Genomic DNA, 17,149 nt, shown 5'->3' with positions numbered 1-17,149 from the left:
TGGTGCGCGATACTGGGATCGAACCAGTGACCTCTTCCGTGTCAGGGAAGCGCTCTCCCGCTGAGCTAATCGCGCAAGTTTTAAAAAAGAGAGGTGGAGACGGGAATCGAACCCGTGTGCACGGCTTTGCAGGCCGTTGCCTCGCCACTCGGCCACTCCACCGCAGGTGCTTCCACCATGGAGCGGATGACGGGATTCGAACCCGCGACCCTCACCTTGGCAAGGTGATGCGCTACCAACTGCGCTACATCCGCACTGCAGACTGTGAACTCGGAACCGAGAACCTTTGGGATCTCGCTCCGCTCTTTGAGCTTGCTCCGATTACATTAGCGGACAACTACCCACTCTGCAAAATCGCCTGTTCACAGGCGTGTTGCGCGTTGTTTACGAGAGTAGTTACGCCTGTCTCGCGACGCGTGTGGGAAAAGTTCGGATGTAGCGACCGCGGGATGGCAGTCATTGTGGTGAATATGCCTGTTTTGGCCCTATTAGTGTCCGCTTGGACAAATTAGGCGGCGGTCTGCTAGATTCTTTTCGTTGCAGTTAGCACAGTTTCTTTGCTTTGACGGGAAAGTGTCTAGCAGGCAAACGGTCCCATGGCTCAGTGGAAGAGCGTCCCGTTCACACCGGGGAGGTCGCTGGTTCGATCCCAGCTGGGACCACTTTTTGTATTTTGGGGAGGAAAATGGAGTGCCGTCCTGCTACGTGGAATATTGTTTCATCTTCGCGCTAAGATGAGCAGGCAACGTCGGTAGCTACCAGGTATGTAGCACCGCACCACAATCAAGGAGCACATCCTCGTGTCGAATGACTCATCTTCTCAGCAGGCCGCCCTCGTAGCGGCCGATCTTGTATTTTCCATCCCTGCCGGGACGCGAGCCGGTACTGCATTGCGAGACACCGAACTGCCCACCAAAGGTGTCAACGCTATCCTGGGTGTGCAGGAAGACGACGGCACTATCCACGATCTCGGATGGGTAGCCGAAGCAGACACCACCGTTACTGCAATTCCCGCAAATACAGAAGATGGGCGCACCATCATTCGGCACTCAGCTGCGCATGTCATGGCACAAGCGGTACAGCAGCTTTTCCCGGATGTGAAGTTCGGCATCGGTCCTGCCATTGAGAATGGTTTCTACTACGACTTCCGCGTCGCGGAGCCATTCACTCCGGATGATCTCAAAGCTATCGAAAAAGCTATGCGTAAGATCGTCAAACAGGGGCAGCAGTTCCGTAAGCGGTCTTTTGCCAGTCTTGCCGAGGCAGAAGAGTTCCTCGCTGACCAGCCCTACAAGCTTGAACTCTTGCGAGAGAAATCAGCCGGAGCGACGTTCACCGGTGACGAATCCGCAGATTTGGGTGACGGCGCAGTGACGGTGTACGACAATGTCAACCCGCGCACAGGGGAGGTGCTGTGGAGTGATATGTGCCGTGGTCCGCATGTCCCAACCACCAAGTTTATTCCGGCATTCCACTTGACTCGTTCCTCTGCCGCCTACTGGCGTGGCGATCAAAAGAACGATGACCTACAACGCATCTACGGCACCGCCTGGGAGTCTCAGGAAGCTATGGATGATTATCTCGATCGAATGGCCGAAGCTGCCAAGCGCGACCACCGTCGGTTGGGCACAGAACTGGACCTTTTCAGCTTCCCCGATGAAATTGGCTCAGGGTTCCCGGTGTTCCATCCCAAAGGCGGAATTATCCGCAACGAGATGGAGCAGCATTCCCGTCGACGCCACATTGAGGCAGGCTACCAGTTCGTCTACAGCCCGCACATCACCAAAGGTGACCTCTTTAAGACTTCCGGGCACCTCGACTGGTATTCCGACGGCATGTTCCCCCCTATGCACCTCGATGAGGAACTAGACGAGAATGGCGACGTCCGCAAGGCTGGACAGGACTACTATGTCAAGCCAATGAACTGCCCAATGCACAATCTCATCTTTGCCTCACGTGGGCGGTCTTACCGTGAGCTTCCTCTCCGACTATTCGAGTTCGGCACGGTCTACCGGTATGAAAAATCAGGTGTTATTCACGGGCTTACCCGTGCGCGTGGTTTCACCCAGGATGATGCTCACATTTACTGCACCGAAGATCAGCTGGAAGCTGAGCTCACCGACGTTCTCACGTTCATTATTTCGCTGCTCCGCGACTACGGACTCGACGACTTCTACCTTGAGCTGTCGACTAAAGACCCTGAGAAGTTCGTGGGTTCGGATGAGATTTGGGAGAAGTCGACGGCTACTTTGCAGCGGGTTGCAGAAGCCTCTGGTCTGGAACTTGTGCCCGATCCAGCAGGTGCAGCATTTTATGGACCAAAGATCTCCGTCCAAGCACGCGACGCAATCGGCCGTACATGGCAGATGTCTACTGTGCAGCTGGACTTTAACCTGCCCGAGCGTTTCGGCTTGGAATACACTGCACCCGATGGCACCAAGCAGCGCCCAGTTATGATTCATCGTGCACTCTTCGGCTCCATCGAGCGATTCTTTGGTGTGCTGACAGAACACTATGCCGGTGCTTTTCCCGTATGGTTGGCACCACTGCAGGTCATCGGTATCCCAGTTGCTGACACCTTTGCCCCGTACCTTCAGGAAGTCATTGCCGAGTTGGCCTCCCGCGGTATTCGTGCAGAAGTAGACTTGAGTGACGACCGCATGCAGAAGAAGATTCGTACGCACACCACTCAAAAAGTGCCGTTCATGCTGTTGGCAGGTGCTCGCGATGAAGAATCAGGAGCCGTGTCCTTCCGCTTCCGTGATGGTTCGCAGGTTAATGGTGTACCGCGTGCCGAAGCCCTCGACCTCATCACCGAGTGGGCCCGTTCTCAGCGCAACGAATCACCAACTGCTGAGCTGATTGAGGACCAACGTGCCGAAGACTGAGTATGTGGATTCTGGGGTAGGGGTGCCTGACAAGCTTGAACGTTTGTGGGCTCCCTACCGCATGTCCTACATCACGGAAGAGGCTGCTCCCGTGGAGGAGACGGAGACTTCCGCTAACACCTGCACAAGCTCTCGTGATCCCTTCCTCAACTTGCCGAAATGCAGTGATGAGGAGGGACTTATCGTGGCCCGTGGTGAACTCTGTTTCGTGTGTCTCAACCTCTACCCTTACAACCCGGGGCATTCCATGGTGATCCCCTATAGACAGGTCGCCGATTATGAGGATCTCACCACCGCGGAAACCATGGAACTAGCTCTGATGACTCAACGTCTTATTAGGGTGATTCGGGAAGTCTCGCATCCCGATGCTTTTAATATCGGGTTTAATCTCGGTAATGGTGCAGGTGGTTCCGTCTCAGAGCATCTCCACCAACATGTCGTTCCGCGCTGGGTAGGGGACGCTAATTTCATCACCCTCTTCGCTGATACCAAGGTGCTTCCGCAAACACTGCAGCAGACGCGCCGCCTTTTGGCAGAAGAATGGGTACGTCAAGTTGCCGCAAGCGATCATTCGGCATAAGGAGAAGTAGTGATCGGAAAGTATCTGCGCCCGGGAATCACAAAAGTAATTAACCCGATTGCCCGCGGACTCCTCAAAATTGGGGTCACGCCGAATATGATGACCATCTTCGGCACGGTGCTCAATGTCACGCTCGCCATTGTGCTTATTGCTATTACCGAGCACGTCACCATTGGTGCGATCCTATTGGGACTCACCGTGTTTGTCGACCTTATCGACGGTGCTATGGCTCGTCAGATTGGGCACGGGACGCCCTACGGTGCAGTGCTTGATGCAACACTCGATCGAATTGCCGACGGTGCCGTCATTGGATCCATCCTCTGGTGGGAAATCAACAATCGCCCGGATGATACCTGGCTTCTCATCACCACCATTGTCACTCTCGTATTCTCCGAGGTTATCTCGTATGCCAAGGCTCGGGCGGAGGCATCCGGAATCCCGGTCAACAACGGATTGATCGAGCGGCCCGAGCGGCTCATCATCGGACTCGTCGGCATCGGATTTACCGGTATTGGCCTCTACTTCGATGTGCAGTGGATGACCTACTTCATCAATGCCGCTATGTGGATCCTGGCCATCGGTAGCATTATCACCGTGGGACAGCGCCTGCACGTAGTGTCACACGCTCCCCATGCACGCGAAGATTTTGACGTTCAACACTAGCTTTTGAAAGAGTCAGTGGCTCTGGTCACCGACTTCTGCACGAGGAGATACACCCCATGGCAGAACAGCCGCCAAGCCGCATGACAGTACTACGGGAGAACCTGTCCGACAAGGGCTACGCGCTAGGCTGGGCGGTCGTCAAAGCTCTGCCCGACGCTGTGGCCTGTCGTCTATTTGATGCTGCTGCCGATGTGATCGCCAAGCATCGACCCATGACCCAACTCCGCAAGAATCTTGCAAGAGTGATCGGGGTGGCGGGTCCCGCAGACGTTCCCGATGAACTCGTGCGAGCCGCAATTCGCTCCTATGCGCGGTACTGGCGGGAAGCTTTCCGACTGCCATCCATGAACGTGGATACTCTCTTCCCACAGTTAGATGCCTCAATTGAGGGGAAACACCACATTACCGACGGCCTGGCCAAAGGAAACGGTGTGGTGCTGGCACTACCACACTCAGGAAACTGGGATATGGCTGGTGTGTGGCTCGTCCATGCGGTTGGTACCTTTAGTACGGTTGCCGAGCGGCTCAAACCAGAGAGTCTCTATCAGCGTTTTGTTGACTACCGGGAAAGCCTCGGTTTTGATGTGATTCCATTAACCGGTGGGACAGTTCCCCCCATGCAGCACCTTAAGGAAACACTCAAGCGCAATGGCGTTATCTGCCTTCTTGGTGAACGTGATCTGCGCGCGCGTGGAGTGGAAGTAACCTTCTTTGGCGAACGAACTCGTATGCCCGCTGGCCCCGCGAAACTTGCAACTGACACGGGTGCGGTGCTGTGCCCTGTTCACTGTTGGTACACCCCGGGTGGCTGGGGAATGAAGGTGGGGGATCCCATTGACACCAGCGGGGGAGTGGCGGTAACCACCCAGCTCCTTGCTACTTCATTCGAGGACGCTATTGCTCAGCATCCCGAGGATTGGCATCTTTTGCAACCTCTTTGGTTGAAAGACCTGTCGGCTGGTCATCTCGCCCATATCGAAGAAGGTGTGAAAAAGCTCGCTGAAGAGAAGGAGGGCTAGTTCGTGCGTATCGGTATGATCTGCCCGTACTCTTTCGATGTTCCGGGCGGTGTACAGACGCATATTCTGGAAATTGCGGACGAGATGATCGCACTTGGCCACTATGTCGAGGTGCTTGGTCCGGGAGTGAAAAAAGATGATGTTCCCGCCTACGTGACGCTAACGGGGCGGGCAATCCCCATTCCTTTCAACGGTTCGGTAGCACGGCTGAGCTTCACTCCCCGCCATTGGCGTGCAGTGCGGACCTTTATCGAAGATGGGGACTTCGATGTCCTTCATCTCCATGAACCGGCCTCTCCAAGCCTAACCATGTGGGCCACGTATCTTGCCCAAGGGCCGCTTGTCAGCACCTTTCATGCCTCAGGTAAACCGAGCCTTCTCGTACGGATCTTCCGTTCTTTTTTGACGAAACGGATGGAAGGTATCAGCGGCAGAATTGCGGTATCTAATATGGCGCGACGGTGGCAAATGGACGGTATCGGAGGTGATGCTGTGCTCATCCCCAATGGGGTGCGCGTCTCGAAATTCCGAACGGCCCAGCCTCTGCCCGGTTACGAGCGCTTAGACCATCCCGTGTTACTTTTCCTCGGCCGCTACGACGAGCCACGCAAGGGAATGGATGTTCTGTTGGAGGCCCTACCTACGATCCATGCCGCATACCCGAATGTCGAGTTGATGGTTGTTGGCGACGGTGATGCCACTGAGCTGCGGCGAAAAGCCGTAGAGAATGTCGGTACGCTGACGCTACTAGGGCATGTGTCAGAGGCCGACAAGGCAGCGGCGCTCCGTTCCGCAAGTGTGTACGTTGCACCCAATACGGGCGGAGAGAGCTTTGGCATTGTTCTCGTTGAGGCTATGTCGGCAGGAGTGCCGGTTGTCGCCAGTGATATTCCCGCTTTCGCCGCCGTGCTCGATAAGGGAGAAGCAGGCTGGCTCAGCCCGGTAGGAGACGCTGCAGCCCTGGCACAGACAATTCTCACTGCACTACAGGAGCCTGAGAAAACGACCGCCAAAGTGGTTCGAGCCACGAGTGTCGTCGCGCAATACGATTGGTCGGTTGTGGCACAGCAAGTACTTGCGGTCTACGATACCGTCACGCTGGGGGCCGGAAAGGTGCACCTCAAATGATTTCTTTACCGATATGGGCTGTCGTCCTCATTAGCATCGTGGCAATCAGCATTGTTGTCACCGCTACCTGGGCCTATCTGACAGCGCAAAGGCTACACCGTCTACATAAGCGCTGCGAACAAGCGGCAATCGCACTGGAGGGAACACTAGACCGCCGTGCTCTTGCTGCTCGGATGGTCGCCAGAGCAATGCGTCGAACTGCTACCCACCTTGGTATGGATACAGCGGAAGCTGCCGAAATGACTCGTGAGGCGAACACCATCAGCCATACAGCCCATATTGTGGAAGCTACTGCTTGCCCCCAACTTGTGGATCTGCGTAATCGGGAAACGGTGGAGAACGACCTCACACTCGTCTTGCGACGCTCCGATTTCTCTCGAGTTGACCATGAAGATCTGGCGGGACTTCAAGAAGCGGCGTTGCGAGTTAATTTGGCCCGACGCTTCTACAACAATGCGGTAAACGAAGCTCTCGCCTTGCATACAGCCCCTATGGTGCGTTTTTTCCGCCTCTCTGGACATGCCTCACAGCCGTATTACTTCAATATTATTGATGAATCCTGGTTGGAGATGGACGCCGCCTCCTACGACACAGAGAGGCCCGTGGCAGAACCGGCGCCATCGTTGTCAATGGAGACGAATTCGATGCACGCTGTGCAAGATTAACCCTCCTTTAACCGACGTGGTTTAAGCTGTTAGGGATAATTACTATTCCCACCCTTTTCTAATGGTGTTGCACATATTCCCTTCGCACGTGTGCCTGGGGGATATGTGCGTAGAGACTAGGAGTCATTGTGACCAACGAGAATCAGACGGGTACCTACCGCGTCAAGAGCGGCATGGCCGAGATGGTCAAGGGCGGCGTCATTATGGACGTTGTAAACCCTGAGCAGGCTCGTATTGCCGAAGATGCCGGTGCGGTTGCCGTTATGGCCCTCGAGCGCGTTCCTGCCGACATTCGTGCACAAGGTGGCGTTGCTCGTATGTCCGATCCGGACATGATCGAGGGCATTAAGGAAGCCGTCACCATCCCCGTGATGGCGAAAGCTCGTATTGGTCACTTCGTGGAAGCCCAGGTGCTGGAAGCTATCGGTGTCGACTACATCGATGAGTCCGAAGTTCTCACCCCAGCTGACTACAGTAACCACATCAATAAGTGGAACTTCACCGTCCCCTTCGTGTGCGGTGCCACCAACCTGGGCGAGGCCCTTCGTCGTATTACCGAAGGTGCTGCCATGATTCGTTCGAAGGGTGAAGCCGGCACCGGTGACGTCTCTAACGCCGTCACCCACATTCGCTCCATCAACGCTGGCATCCGCAAGCTGCAGGCAATGGATCCGGATGAGCTCTACGTTGCTGCTAAAGAACTGCAGGCACCCTACGAGCTGGTCAAGGATGTGGCTGAAAAAGGCAAGCTCCCTGTTGTCCTCTTTACCGCTGGTGGTATTGCCACTCCCGCCGATGCTGCGATGATGATGCAGTTGGGCGCAGATGGCGTGTTCGTTGGTTCTGGCATCTTCAAGTCCGGTGATCCTGCGAAGCGTGCTGCCGCCATTGTGAAGGCCACCAAGATGTATGACGACCCCAGTGTGGTTGCCGATGTCTCCCGCAATCTGGGGGAAGCCATGGTAGGCATCAATGTGGATGACCTGCCGGTCGACCATCGCCTTGCTGATCGCGGCTGGTAACAATCACCTAGCAAGCCGGCATTAGCCCCATAGGCGCAGGGCAAGTGGCGTCTGACGAGTGATTAGGAGCTCGCTGATGACGTTGCCTGCCCTGCCGCTATTTGGGTAGAACTCACTGTACCCACCTATCCCGACGAGAAAGAGCATAATGACTGCTCCGCTTATTGGTGTCTTGGATGTCCAAGGTGCTGTCACCGAACATGTTGACGCAATGCACGCGTGCGGCGTGGATGTACGACGTGTGCGTCTTGCCCGCGACTTCGACGGCATCGATGGACTCATCATCCCCGGTGGGGAATCGACAACCCTAAGCAAGCTCCTCACCATTTTTGACATGTGGGATCCTATGGCTGAGCTCCTTTCTGCGGGCCTTCCCGTGTACGGCTCATGCGCTGGTATGATTCTGTTGGCCAATGAGGTGCTGGACACGCGCGCTGACGCACGTAGTTTTGGGACCATGAACATGACGGTGCGGCGCAATGCCTTCGGCCGGCAGGTTGACTCGTTTGAAGCCGACCTTCCCATCGCAGCGCTGGGAGACGAGCCGTTCCGTGCCGTCTTCATTCGCGCGCCTTGGGTCGAAGAAGTAGGCGAAGGTGTTGACGTTTTGTGCAGCGTTACTGACACACAGGGAAGGACCAATCCAGTGGCAGTACGACAAGGCTCCGCACTTGCAACATCCTTCCACCCGGAACTCGTCGAGGATCGACGCTTCCACCAGTACTTCCTGTCAATCGTGCAGGGCACCGCGTAAATTCCGCATGCTCGGCAGCTAGGCAGTAGATTTTAATTAACTCACTAAATACCTTAAATATCAGGACACACGTGAATGACTGTGGAAGATTGACAACAGCGCACGTGTACCACGTAGAGGGAAAGGACGTGACACCATGAGTGGCCACTCCAAATGGGCGACGACTAAGCACAAGAAGGCTGCCATCGACGCCAAGCGCGGCAAGATGTTCGCCAAACTTATCAAGAATATCGAAGTAGCAGCACGCACCGGTGGCGGTGACCCTGCCGGTAACCCCACCCTCTATGACGCTATTCAGAAGGCTAAGAAGTCCTCTGTCCCCGCCGATAACATCGACCGTGCTGTGAAGCGTGGATCCGGTGCGGAAGCCGGTGGCGCAGATTGGGAAACCATCATGTATGAGGGCTACGGCCCCAACGGTGTCGCCATCCTCATCGAATGCCTCACCGACAACCGAAATCGTGCTGCTGGCGAAGTACGTATCGCCATGTCCCGCAATGGGGGCAATATGGCCGATCCGGGCTCCGTGAGCTACCTCTTCAATCGTGTTGGCGTTGTCGTTGTCGAGAAGAAAGACGGCATCAGCGAAGACGACGTGCTGATGGCCGTACTGGATGCCGGTGCCGAAGAAGTAGCGGACCAAGGGGAAGCCTTCGAGGTCACCTGTGGTTCCTCCGACTTGGTTGCAGTGCGCACTGCGGTGCAGGATGCTGGCCTCGACTACGAATCCGCTGAAGCCGAATTCCGTGCTGATGTGCAGGTACCACTGGACCTCGAGGGTGCCAAGAAGATTATTCGCCTCGTCGATGCACTCGAAGATAGCGATGACGTCCAGAACGTGTACACCAACATGCAGATCTCTGATGAGGTAGCAGCAGAACTTTATGGCGACGAGGAGTAACTCGTTGCCGGCGCGGTCGAGGGCAGATGCTCCTCGTCCCATCTCCTTGACGAGTGAGGAACGGAAGTCATGACCCAAACCTGTGTTGTGGGCATCGACCCCGGCCTCACTCGTTGTGGTATAGGCGTTGTTCGGCGTTCCGGTGGGACCGCGGTCAAGCCCCTTGCCGTTGACGTGGTTCGCACCCCCGCCGACACCGATATCGCTCAGCGCCTGCTCGCTGTAGCGGAAGGAGTCGCTGCGATTCTCGACAGATACCGCCCCGAGGCAGTCGCCATCGAACGAGTTTTTACTCAACACAACCGAAATACTGCGGCGGGGACAGCAATGGCAGCAGGGGTTGCCGCAACTGAGGCAGCCCGACGCAATGTTCCCGTCACCTTTTACACTCCTAGCGAAGTAAAAGCAGCTGTATCCGGCAATGGTAGAGCCGATAAGTCGCAGGTCACTGCTATGGTGACGCGTATCCTAGGGTTAGTTGAACCACCCTGCCCCGCAGATGCTGCAGATGCTTTAGCCATTGCTATCTGCCATCTATGGCGATATCCCCTGCAACAGAAGCTACGAACGACACAACCCACCTCCTCACTTGTTGATCCTGTGGGAGTTCATCCTCTACCGACTAGTAAGGAGCCGTAAATGATCGCCTCTCTGACTGGTACTATCGACCGAATTTCGCTTGATAGTGTGATCATCACGGTAGGGGGGGTGGGATACCGTGTATTCGCGACACCAGATACGTTGGCAACCTTCAGCCGCGGCAGCACCGCTACTGTGCTGACAGAATTGGTCGTGCGGGAAGATTCCCTGACTCTTTACGGATTTGCTCAGCCCGATCAGCAGGAACTCTTTTTGCTGCTACAGAAGGTTTCTGGCATTGGTCCACGAATGGCGCTGTCTATTCTCTCGGTGCTGCACCCGCGAGAGCTGTGCGCAGCACTGTCCCACAGCGATACTGCGGCACTGCAGAAAGTGCCAGGGGTGGGGAAACGAGTTGCCGAACGTCTGGTCGTCGAATTAAAAGATAAGGTCGAGTCAATAAGTAGGGACGAAGACACAACGCTAGTGGCGACGACCCACTCCAGCGTTGCTGAAGAAGTGAGCGAAGCTCTCGCCGGGCTAGGCTTCTCGCAACGAGAAACTGAAAAAGCCATTGGAGCAGTGCTTCGGGAAGCTCCTGATGCGGAGGCTGCCGCCGTACTCCGGCAGGCACTCTCGCACTTGGGAGGGCGAGCATGATCGAATTCACAGAGGACGATTTCGTCCCTTCCCGTTCCTCCGCGGGTGACACTCGTCCAGCAAAGGGAGTGTTGTCAGGCGCATCGCTGCAGGGGGAAAACGAAGAGTTGAGTCTGCGTCCAGCAGACCTCACCACTTTCATTGGCCAAGCACGAGTACGCGAGCAGCTTGAGCTGATACTCAGTAGCGCTCGTCACAGGGGAGTAGTACCCGACCACATTCTCTTTAGTGGTCCGCCAGGGCTTGGGAAAACCTCCTTAGCCATGATTATTGCTCAAGAATTGGGGACAACCCTTCGGAGTACCTCCGGCCCTGCGCTCGAACGGCCGGGTGATCTCGCCTCAATTCTGTCGAACCTGCAGGAAGGCGATGTTCTCTTTATTGATGAAATCCATCGCATATCACGCCCTGCTGAAGAGATCCTCTACCAAGCTATGGAGGATTTCCGTATTGACGTAATGGTGGGTAAAGGCCCAGGCGCCACCTCTATTCCCCTCAGCTTGGCACAATTTACACTGGTAGGAGCCACGACCAGAGCAGGCCTCTTGACGAGTCCATTGCGAGACCGCTTCGGTTATACCGGTTACATGGACTTCTATGATGTCGAGCAGCTAGAGGAGATTATTCACCGCTCAGCCAACATCCTCGACATTGACATTGAGCCAAGTGGGGCAGGGGAGATTGCATCCCGGTCACGAGGCACACCACGAATCGCCAACCGACTTCTACGGCGAGTTCGAGACTATGCCGATATCCGGTCCCAAGGCCATATTGACCGTACAGTAGCACGTGCTGCGCTCGCTGTTTATGACGTCGATGAGTTAGGCCTAGATCGTCTGGACACGGCCGTACTCGACGCGATTATCCGCATGTATAACGGCGGCCCAGTTGGTCTTTCCACCATCGCGGTGGCCGTGGGTGAAGAACCCAACACTATCGAAGAAGTCTGTGAGCCATTCCTCGTAAGGGCTGGCATGCTCTCGCGTACTCCGCGTGGGCGAGTAGCCACTCCGCAAGCATGGGAGCACCTCGGGCTCACCCCACCCTCGTCGTCTCTGGTAGGTAAAAGGGCCGAAGACGACAATCAACCAGGGCTATTTTCCAATAATCCTGGCACACTGTAATGGTGCAGACATGGTGGGCAGATGAGCAAAAGCGCTTTGATGCCGTTCTGCACTAGTAACCCCGGCGCGCTGCGCCATTGAGAAGGAGAACACATGACCGGTTCAATTATGCTCATCATCCTTGTCGTTGCGATGATCGTTTTCATGCTGTTTGGCAGCCGCAAGCAGAAGAAAATGATGGAACAGCGCTATAACATGCTCACGGAACTACTGCCCGGTGATGAAGTGTCCACCACTGCAGGCCTTTATGGCACAGTCGTCAAGGTCTCTGATACCAAGATTGACCTCATGATTGCTGATGGCATTGTCACTACCTGGGATCTTAACTCAGTGCGTGGCAAGGTAGAAGCTACTCCCAGCGAGCTCGATGAAGAACTTGAAGCAGCTGCTGCTGGTGACGCACCTGACAGTGATACCGATTCTGCACATCCCACTTCCGCTACCGATTGGAAGGATGCGGAGACTCCCGAGATTCCTGACACCATTGAAGGTCTGGAAGACCTTGATGAGGGCAAGGACGACCGTCCGACTGGTTCTCCCTCTGAAAATTCGGATAAGTAGCCAAATGGCCGTAATCTAGAAGGGCTAATGGCCTTTCTGACCGAAACGTCACTAAAAGGAGTCCGACGACAGTGGCTGCTAACCGCACGACCGTGACGCCATCATCGAAGAAATCCACTCAATATGCTCTCTTGAGTGTCTTCGCGATCCTCGTCATCCTGATGTACTGCCTCATTTTCTTTACAGGAAATGGCAAAGCGACACCGAAATTAGGTATCGACCTGCAAGGTGGTACTCGCGTTACCCTTACTCCTTCCGGTAACCCATCTGAAGATCAGCTCAAGCAGGCCCAGACGATCCTCATGAACCGTGTCAACGGCATGGGCGTGTCTGGATCAGAAGTTCAGATCGACGGTCAAAACCTCGTCATCACCGTTCCCGGTACTAACGCTGAAGATGCTCGTAACCTTGGTACCACCGCGAAACTGGTGGTTCGTCCGGTCATGGAAGCACTCGGTCCCGATGCCACCCAGGTGGACGAGCAGCCCAAGGCGAAAGCTCGCCAGAACGAAACCTCTGTTGAGGTTCGTGCACGCGAAGTTGAGGCTCTGCGGGAATTCCGCCAAGCCCCGCTCAAGGGAGAGAATGGCAAACCGCTCGCAGCCGGCCAACAGCTGCGTATCCTACGGGAGAATGCCACCAAAATGAGCTGTCAAGCGGCAGACCGTTTTGCTGGTAACGACGACCCCGCAAGGCCTCTCATCACCTGTGACTCCCAGGGACAGAAATACATTCTGGGCCCAGCCCCGCTAATTAATCCCGACAACCCCAACGGGCCGCGCCTCGACGGTTCCTTTATCAAAGCAGACACCGTCGAAGGTGGCTTCAATAACCAGCAAGGGCACACCTACGTTTCCTTTGCTTTTAAAGGCAAAGGAGTGGATACCTGGGCTCGGGTAACGACCACCTACAACGAGCAGCAGGTCGCCATGGTGCTTGATTCCAGTGTGGTGTCCGCTCCCACTATCCAGGAACCCATCAAGAATGGCAACACCCAAATCACTGGCCCCTTCAATACAGCAGAGGCTATCTCCCTAGCAAATAACCTCAAGTACGGTGCGCTGCCGCTGAACTTCTCCTCACCCGACGGAACCCCGGGTGGCAAGGTAGATACGATTCCTGCGACGCTCGGTATCGCCTCCCTCAACGCAGGTCTTATCGCCGGCCTGGTCGGGCTTATCCTTGTCGCCATTTTTGCGCTCGTGGTCTACCGTGCACTGGGGATCGTCACCATGCTTTCTCTGGTCGCCACAGGAGCCATGGTCTACGGCAGCCTTGTGCTGCTGGGACGGTGGATTGGCTACACTCTTGACCTATCCGGCGTAGCAGGCCTCATCATTGGTATCGGCACCACAGCCGACTCCTTCGTGGTCTTCTTTGAGCGCATTAAAGACGAAATCCGTGAGGGTCGTTCTTTCCGCTCAGCGGTACCGCGCGGCTGGGCAAAGGCGCGCCGCACTATTGTCACTGGCAACGCTGTCACCTTTATCGCCGCTATCGTGCTGTACACACTGGCTGTTGGAGAGGTGCGTGGCTTCGCCTTCACTACTGGTCTGACCACCGTCTTCGACCTCTTGATCGTCTTTATTGTGACGTCCCCGCTTGTGCTCCTGGCCTCTCACTTGAAGCTCATGTCTAAGCCTGCCTTTAACGGTTTGGGCAAACTACAAGAGATCACTGCGGAACGTCGTGCAGCCGCTGCCCGCCTCGTCCAGCAGCGCAATGCTATTCCGGCTGCCCAGGCTACGGCTGGAGAGGAGAACTAACATGGCAGAGAATCTTGCTCCTATCGACGTCGACGCCGAACAGTTCGATGAGACCTACGGTGTTGCGAACGACCCTGCACAACAACGTCACTCCCTCCTTACACGTCTCTACACCGGTACCGGCGCCTTTAACATCGTCGGTAAACGCCGTAACTGGTACATCGTCAGCGGTGTCATCATCGCCATCGCTATTCTTTCCATCATCATTCGTGGGTTCTCTTTCGGAGTTGACTTCACCGGCGGTTCGAAGCTCAACATGCCGATTGGTGCAGAGAAAGTCGATACCGCCCACGTAGAGGAGGTTTTCACTAATACCCTCGGATTTGAACCAGCAAATGTCTCCATAGTCGGTTCAGGCTCCGGGCGTATGGTGGAAATCCAGTCCCGCCACCTCAACAATGACCAGATCGCGAAGGTCAAGATGCAGCTCGGAGATACCTTTGAGCCTGTAGACGCATCTGGGCATTCCGGTGCTACCGCCATTGGTGATTCCACTGTATCCAACACGTGGGGAACCACCGTCACAAAGAAAGCGTTGTTGGCTCTCTTCGTATTCCTCGTCATTGTGGGTCTCTACATCGCCGTTCGCTTCGAGCGCGATATGGCGTTTGCCTCACTAGCATCACTGGTGTTCTGTACTGTCACGACAGCTGGTGTCTATTCGCTCATTGGGTTCGAAGTCACCCCTGCTACCGTCATCGGCCTCCTCACCATTCTCGCGTTCTCCATCTACGACACCGTCGTCGTGTTTGACAAAGTGCAAGAGAACACTGATGCGGCGCTTCGCCACAAACGGCACACCTACGCTGAAGGCGCCAATCTAGCTATTAACCAGACCATCATGCGCTCGATTAACACCACGATCATTTCCGTGCTGCCGATCATCTCACTGATGATCGTCGCTGTATGGATGTTAGGCGTTGGTACACTACAGGATCTTGCATTGATCCAGCTCGTGGGTGTCGTGACCGGTACATATGCATCTGTGTTCCTTGCCACTCCGCTGGTTGTCGGTATCAAGAACCGTTTCCGTACTGAGGTACAAGAACACGATAAAGCTGTCCTGGAAGTACGAACGACAGACTCCGTTACCGATGCGGTAGCTGCAGCTGCCCACTAGGACTGCATAATGGCTAGCACCATTCTCCGCCGTTGCGGCATTGCCGGTGCCATCTTCTCACTTGTTGTTGGCCTCTCCGGTTGTACCACAGGTGGGCTGAGCGGAGCTGTGGGTTATGCCGTAGATGGCCCCATCGTCGACTACAATGCTGCTACGGTCGCAGGCTATACCGGTGGGAGCCTAGCGGCCTTCCCTCGGGTTAATATCGGTTTCTCCTACTTGGATGGACTTGGTAATCGACTAGCTGATACTGAGTTCGGTACAGTCCAAGTAAAACTTGGTGCTCCTGTCCGGGTTGAAATGCATATTGATGACCACGCCGAATTCTCCGACGGAGAGCCAATCACCTGCGATGACGTTCTTTTCAGCTGGTTGGCACGTCGTCCCCAGCACGGTAGTCCATTTAACGCAATGTCCATGCCTGGGCTATCCGAGATCGGCACGATCAACTGCAGTCCACAGTCAAAGCATGCCGAAATTGTGTTCCAATCGGGCCAGCTGCCTCGAGATTGGTTGGCGCTTTTCGGTTCCGGAACTATTATGCCTTGGCATATTGCCTCCCGAGCAACGGGAGTAAAAGATCTTCGTGAGATCCTCGCCGGTACCAACCCGGAAGGACTTGCACGAGTCGCTGCCTTCTGGAATAAAGGGTGGCGTTTTGATCGTCCGTCATTGGATCTCTCCAGGTTTGTCTCATCCGGTCCCTATAAAGTTACGGGGATCGATGAGGAGGGTGCCATTACCCTGGAACGCAATGATAAGTGGTGGGGGGAGCCGGCGCGCATTGGGCGAGTCGTTATCTACTCGACAGGCACGAACGTCAAACAGCACATCGAAGATGGTGATGTACAAGTAGGAGACATCGCCTACGACGACAACAACCCGGCAGCACCCGAAGGCGCTACCAGCGCTGCGGTGTCTTCCGAAAACATCATGCAGTTTCGGCTCTCAACCCGTGGGCTATTCGCTGACCCGCAAGTTCGCCGAACATTCCTTTCCTGCGTCCCGCGCGCCCAGATTCAGGACTTTGTCGCCAAAGACAAACAAAGCGCAGCTGGGACGCCTGAGGTGTTGGGACGGCCCGCCGTCTCAATCCTTCCGCTCGGCAATGACCCCGTTGCACGGCAAGTATCCGAATGGACCCACCTCAATACACGAGGGAATTTACGCAAACTGCCACGGAAGCAACGGGTTAATATCGTTTATCCAGCAGCCTCATCGCGTGCTAAACACGTCATCGAGATGATGGCAGATGCATGTAAGAGTCGAGGGTTTACGGTGATAGGTGCCCCGGCAGAAACGTACACCGGAGAGATACTCGTATCAGGAAATGTACAGGCTGGCCTCTTCGGTACTGCTGGTGCAGTTGGTCCCGGTGGATCCTTCGATGTGGCTAGCGGCCTGGTGGGTCTGAGCCCCTATCGTCTTCCGGACTTCCGTAAAGGTGATGCACGGGAGCTGTTTGTGCGGGTGGCCCGGCTCAACAACATCCAAGGCGAAAACATGCCGATTCAAAAAGATGGTATCGATCGTAATTCAGTCTTTGCCCAGACAGTGACCAACTTCCAGCAGTACTTGTTGGATATGGGCTACGCTTTGCCTCTCTATGTGCAGCCACGCTGGCAATTCGTTAGCCCTGGCTTACAAGGTGTAACGCAAGGCCGTTCCTCCGCCAGTGTCGGCTGGAATATGGATCGCTGGAATTCTTAAAGGAGCAGT

The 17,149-nt window shown here is 55.3% G+C and carries 16 protein-coding genes and 4 tRNA genes; 17 read left to right on the top strand and 3 right to left on the bottom strand.

Annotation, left to right across the window (positions count from 1 at the left end; translation table 11 throughout):
- The 3 genes from Q0X28_RS06250 to Q0X28_RS06240 all read right to left on the bottom strand — a co-directional run bounded on the left by Q0X28_RS06250 (position 1) and on the right by Q0X28_RS06240 (position 254).
- Positions 1–75, bottom strand: a tRNA-Val gene (locus Q0X28_RS06250).
- A gap of 16 nt (positions 76–91) precedes the next feature.
- Positions 92–162, bottom strand: a tRNA-Cys gene (locus Q0X28_RS06245).
- A gap of 16 nt (positions 163–178) precedes the next feature.
- Positions 179–254, bottom strand: a tRNA-Gly gene (locus tag Q0X28_RS06240).
- Positions 255–590: 336 nt separating this feature from the next.
- Between Q0X28_RS06240 and Q0X28_RS06235 the strand changes: the two genes are divergently transcribed.
- The 17 genes from Q0X28_RS06235 to Q0X28_RS06155 all read left to right on the top strand — a co-directional run bounded on the left by Q0X28_RS06235 (position 591) and on the right by Q0X28_RS06155 (position 17,140).
- Positions 591–662: transfer RNA gene (locus tag Q0X28_RS06235), tRNA-Val, on the top strand.
- Between the two features lie 198 nt (positions 663–860).
- Positions 861–2,888 carry a threonine--tRNA ligase gene (gene thrS / locus Q0X28_RS06230; protein ID WP_296238398.1) on the top strand — a complete coding sequence of 676 codons (2,028 nt, stop codon included), beginning with the start codon at positions 861–863 and terminating at the stop codon, positions 2,886–2,888.
- A gap of 61 nt (positions 2,889–2,949) precedes the next feature.
- The gene (locus tag Q0X28_RS06225) at positions 2,950–3,468 is read left to right on the top strand and encodes an HIT domain-containing protein (RefSeq protein WP_296238400.1); all 519 of its coding nucleotides are present in this window, start codon (positions 2,950–2,952) and stop codon (positions 3,466–3,468) included.
- Between the two features lie 9 nt (positions 3,469–3,477).
- On the top strand, positions 3,478–4,131 hold the full coding sequence (gene pgsA, locus Q0X28_RS06220; protein ID WP_296238168.1) for a phosphatidylinositol phosphate synthase: 654 nt from the start codon (positions 3,478–3,480) through the stop codon (positions 4,129–4,131).
- Positions 4,132–4,211: 80 nt separating this feature from the next.
- Positions 4,212–5,150: a phosphatidylinositol mannoside acyltransferase gene (locus Q0X28_RS06215; protein WP_296238402.1), complete on the top strand. Its 939-nt coding sequence runs from the start codon at positions 4,212–4,214 to the stop codon at positions 5,148–5,150.
- Positions 5,151–5,153: 3 nt separating this feature from the next.
- A complete protein-coding gene (locus Q0X28_RS06210; RefSeq protein WP_296238172.1) occupies positions 5,154–6,278 on the top strand; it encodes a glycosyltransferase family 4 protein in 1,125 nt (374 codons plus the stop codon).
- Positions 6,275–6,943 (top strand): hypothetical protein, encoded by a 669-nt coding sequence (locus tag Q0X28_RS06205; RefSeq protein WP_296238176.1) that lies wholly within the window; start codon positions 6,275–6,277, stop codon positions 6,941–6,943. Before Q0X28_RS06210 ends, Q0X28_RS06205 begins: the two co-directional genes overlap by 4 nt.
- A 128-nt stretch (positions 6,944–7,071) precedes the next feature.
- On the top strand, positions 7,072–7,965 hold the full coding sequence (gene pdxS / locus Q0X28_RS06200) for a pyridoxal 5'-phosphate synthase lyase subunit PdxS (protein WP_053961355.1): 894 nt from the start codon (positions 7,072–7,074) through the stop codon (positions 7,963–7,965).
- Positions 7,966–8,113: 148 nt separating this feature from the next.
- On the top strand, positions 8,114–8,719 hold the full coding sequence (gene pdxT, locus Q0X28_RS06195) for a pyridoxal 5'-phosphate synthase glutaminase subunit PdxT (RefSeq protein ID WP_296238179.1): 606 nt from the start codon (positions 8,114–8,116) through the stop codon (positions 8,717–8,719).
- 136 nt (positions 8,720–8,855) lie between these two features.
- The gene (locus tag Q0X28_RS06190; RefSeq protein WP_296238181.1) at positions 8,856–9,620 is read left to right on the top strand and encodes a YebC/PmpR family DNA-binding transcriptional regulator; all 765 of its coding nucleotides are present in this window, start codon (positions 8,856–8,858) and stop codon (positions 9,618–9,620) included.
- A 69-nt stretch (positions 9,621–9,689) separates the two neighbouring features.
- On the top strand, positions 9,690–10,259 hold the full coding sequence (gene ruvC, locus Q0X28_RS06185) for a crossover junction endodeoxyribonuclease RuvC (RefSeq protein ID WP_296238183.1): 570 nt from the start codon (positions 9,690–9,692) through the stop codon (positions 10,257–10,259).
- The gene (ruvA, locus tag Q0X28_RS06180) at positions 10,260–10,859 is read left to right on the top strand and encodes a Holliday junction branch migration protein RuvA (RefSeq protein ID WP_296238185.1); all 600 of its coding nucleotides are present in this window, start codon (positions 10,260–10,262) and stop codon (positions 10,857–10,859) included.
- Positions 10,856–11,983 carry a Holliday junction branch migration DNA helicase RuvB gene (gene ruvB / locus Q0X28_RS06175; protein ID WP_296238187.1) on the top strand — a complete coding sequence of 376 codons (1,128 nt, stop codon included), beginning with the start codon at positions 10,856–10,858 and terminating at the stop codon, positions 11,981–11,983. Before ruvA ends, ruvB begins: the two co-directional genes overlap by 4 nt.
- Before the next feature lie 93 nt (positions 11,984–12,076).
- Entirely contained in the window at positions 12,077–12,544 is a 468-nt protein-coding gene (yajC, locus tag Q0X28_RS06170; RefSeq protein ID WP_296238189.1) for a preprotein translocase subunit YajC, read from the top strand.
- A gap of 71 nt (positions 12,545–12,615) precedes the next feature.
- Positions 12,616–14,310 (top strand): protein translocase subunit SecD, encoded by a 1,695-nt coding sequence (gene secD / locus Q0X28_RS06165; RefSeq protein ID WP_296238191.1) that lies wholly within the window; start codon positions 12,616–12,618, stop codon positions 14,308–14,310.
- 1 nt (position 14,311) lies between these two features.
- Complete coding sequence (secF, locus tag Q0X28_RS06160) at positions 14,312–15,430, top strand: protein translocase subunit SecF (protein ID WP_298577100.1); 1,119 nt, start codon at positions 14,312–14,314, stop codon at positions 15,428–15,430.
- A 9-nt stretch (positions 15,431–15,439) separates the two neighbouring features.
- Positions 15,440–17,140: an ABC transporter substrate-binding protein gene (locus Q0X28_RS06155; RefSeq protein WP_296238196.1), complete on the top strand. Its 1,701-nt coding sequence runs from the start codon at positions 15,440–15,442 to the stop codon at positions 17,138–17,140.
- The last annotated feature ends 9 nt before the right edge of the window (positions 17,141–17,149 follow it).

The sequence above is a fragment of the uncultured Lawsonella sp. genome, assembly GCF_947252745.1.
Taxonomy (GTDB): domain Bacteria; phylum Actinomycetota; class Actinomycetes; order Mycobacteriales; family Mycobacteriaceae; genus Lawsonella.
This window is presented reverse-complemented; position numbering and strand designations above follow the sequence as displayed.

What these genes read in the sequence shown, in the direction of transcription:
- Q0X28_RS06155 (WP_296238196.1), top strand. Translation starts at nt 15,440, where the DNA reads ATGGCTAGCACCATTCTCCGCCGTTGCGGCATTGCCGGTGCCATCTTC.
- yajC (WP_296238189.1), top strand. Translation starts at nt 12,077, where the DNA reads ATGACCGGTTCAATTATGCTCATCATCCTTGTCGTTGCGATGATCGTT.
- Q0X28_RS06205 (WP_296238176.1), top strand. Translation starts at nt 6,275, where the DNA reads ATGATTTCTTTACCGATATGGGCTGTCGTCCTCATTAGCATCGTGGCA.
- Q0X28_RS06215 (WP_296238402.1), top strand. Translation starts at nt 4,212, where the DNA reads ATGACAGTACTACGGGAGAACCTGTCCGACAAGGGCTACGCGCTAGGC.
- ruvC (WP_296238183.1), top strand. Translation starts at nt 9,690, where the DNA reads ATGACCCAAACCTGTGTTGTGGGCATCGACCCCGGCCTCACTCGTTGT.
- ruvB (WP_296238187.1), top strand. Translation starts at nt 10,856, where the DNA reads ATGATCGAATTCACAGAGGACGATTTCGTCCCTTCCCGTTCCTCCGCG.
- Q0X28_RS06190 (WP_296238181.1), top strand. Translation starts at nt 8,856, where the DNA reads ATGAGTGGCCACTCCAAATGGGCGACGACTAAGCACAAGAAGGCTGCC.
- Q0X28_RS06225 (WP_296238400.1), top strand. Translation starts at nt 2,950, where the DNA reads ATGTCCTACATCACGGAAGAGGCTGCTCCCGTGGAGGAGACGGAGACT.
- secF (WP_298577100.1), top strand. Translation starts at nt 14,312, where the DNA reads ATGGCAGAGAATCTTGCTCCTATCGACGTCGACGCCGAACAGTTCGAT.
- ruvA (WP_296238185.1), top strand. Translation starts at nt 10,260, where the DNA reads ATGATCGCCTCTCTGACTGGTACTATCGACCGAATTTCGCTTGATAGT.
- pdxT (WP_296238179.1), top strand. Translation starts at nt 8,114, where the DNA reads ATGACTGCTCCGCTTATTGGTGTCTTGGATGTCCAAGGTGCTGTCACC.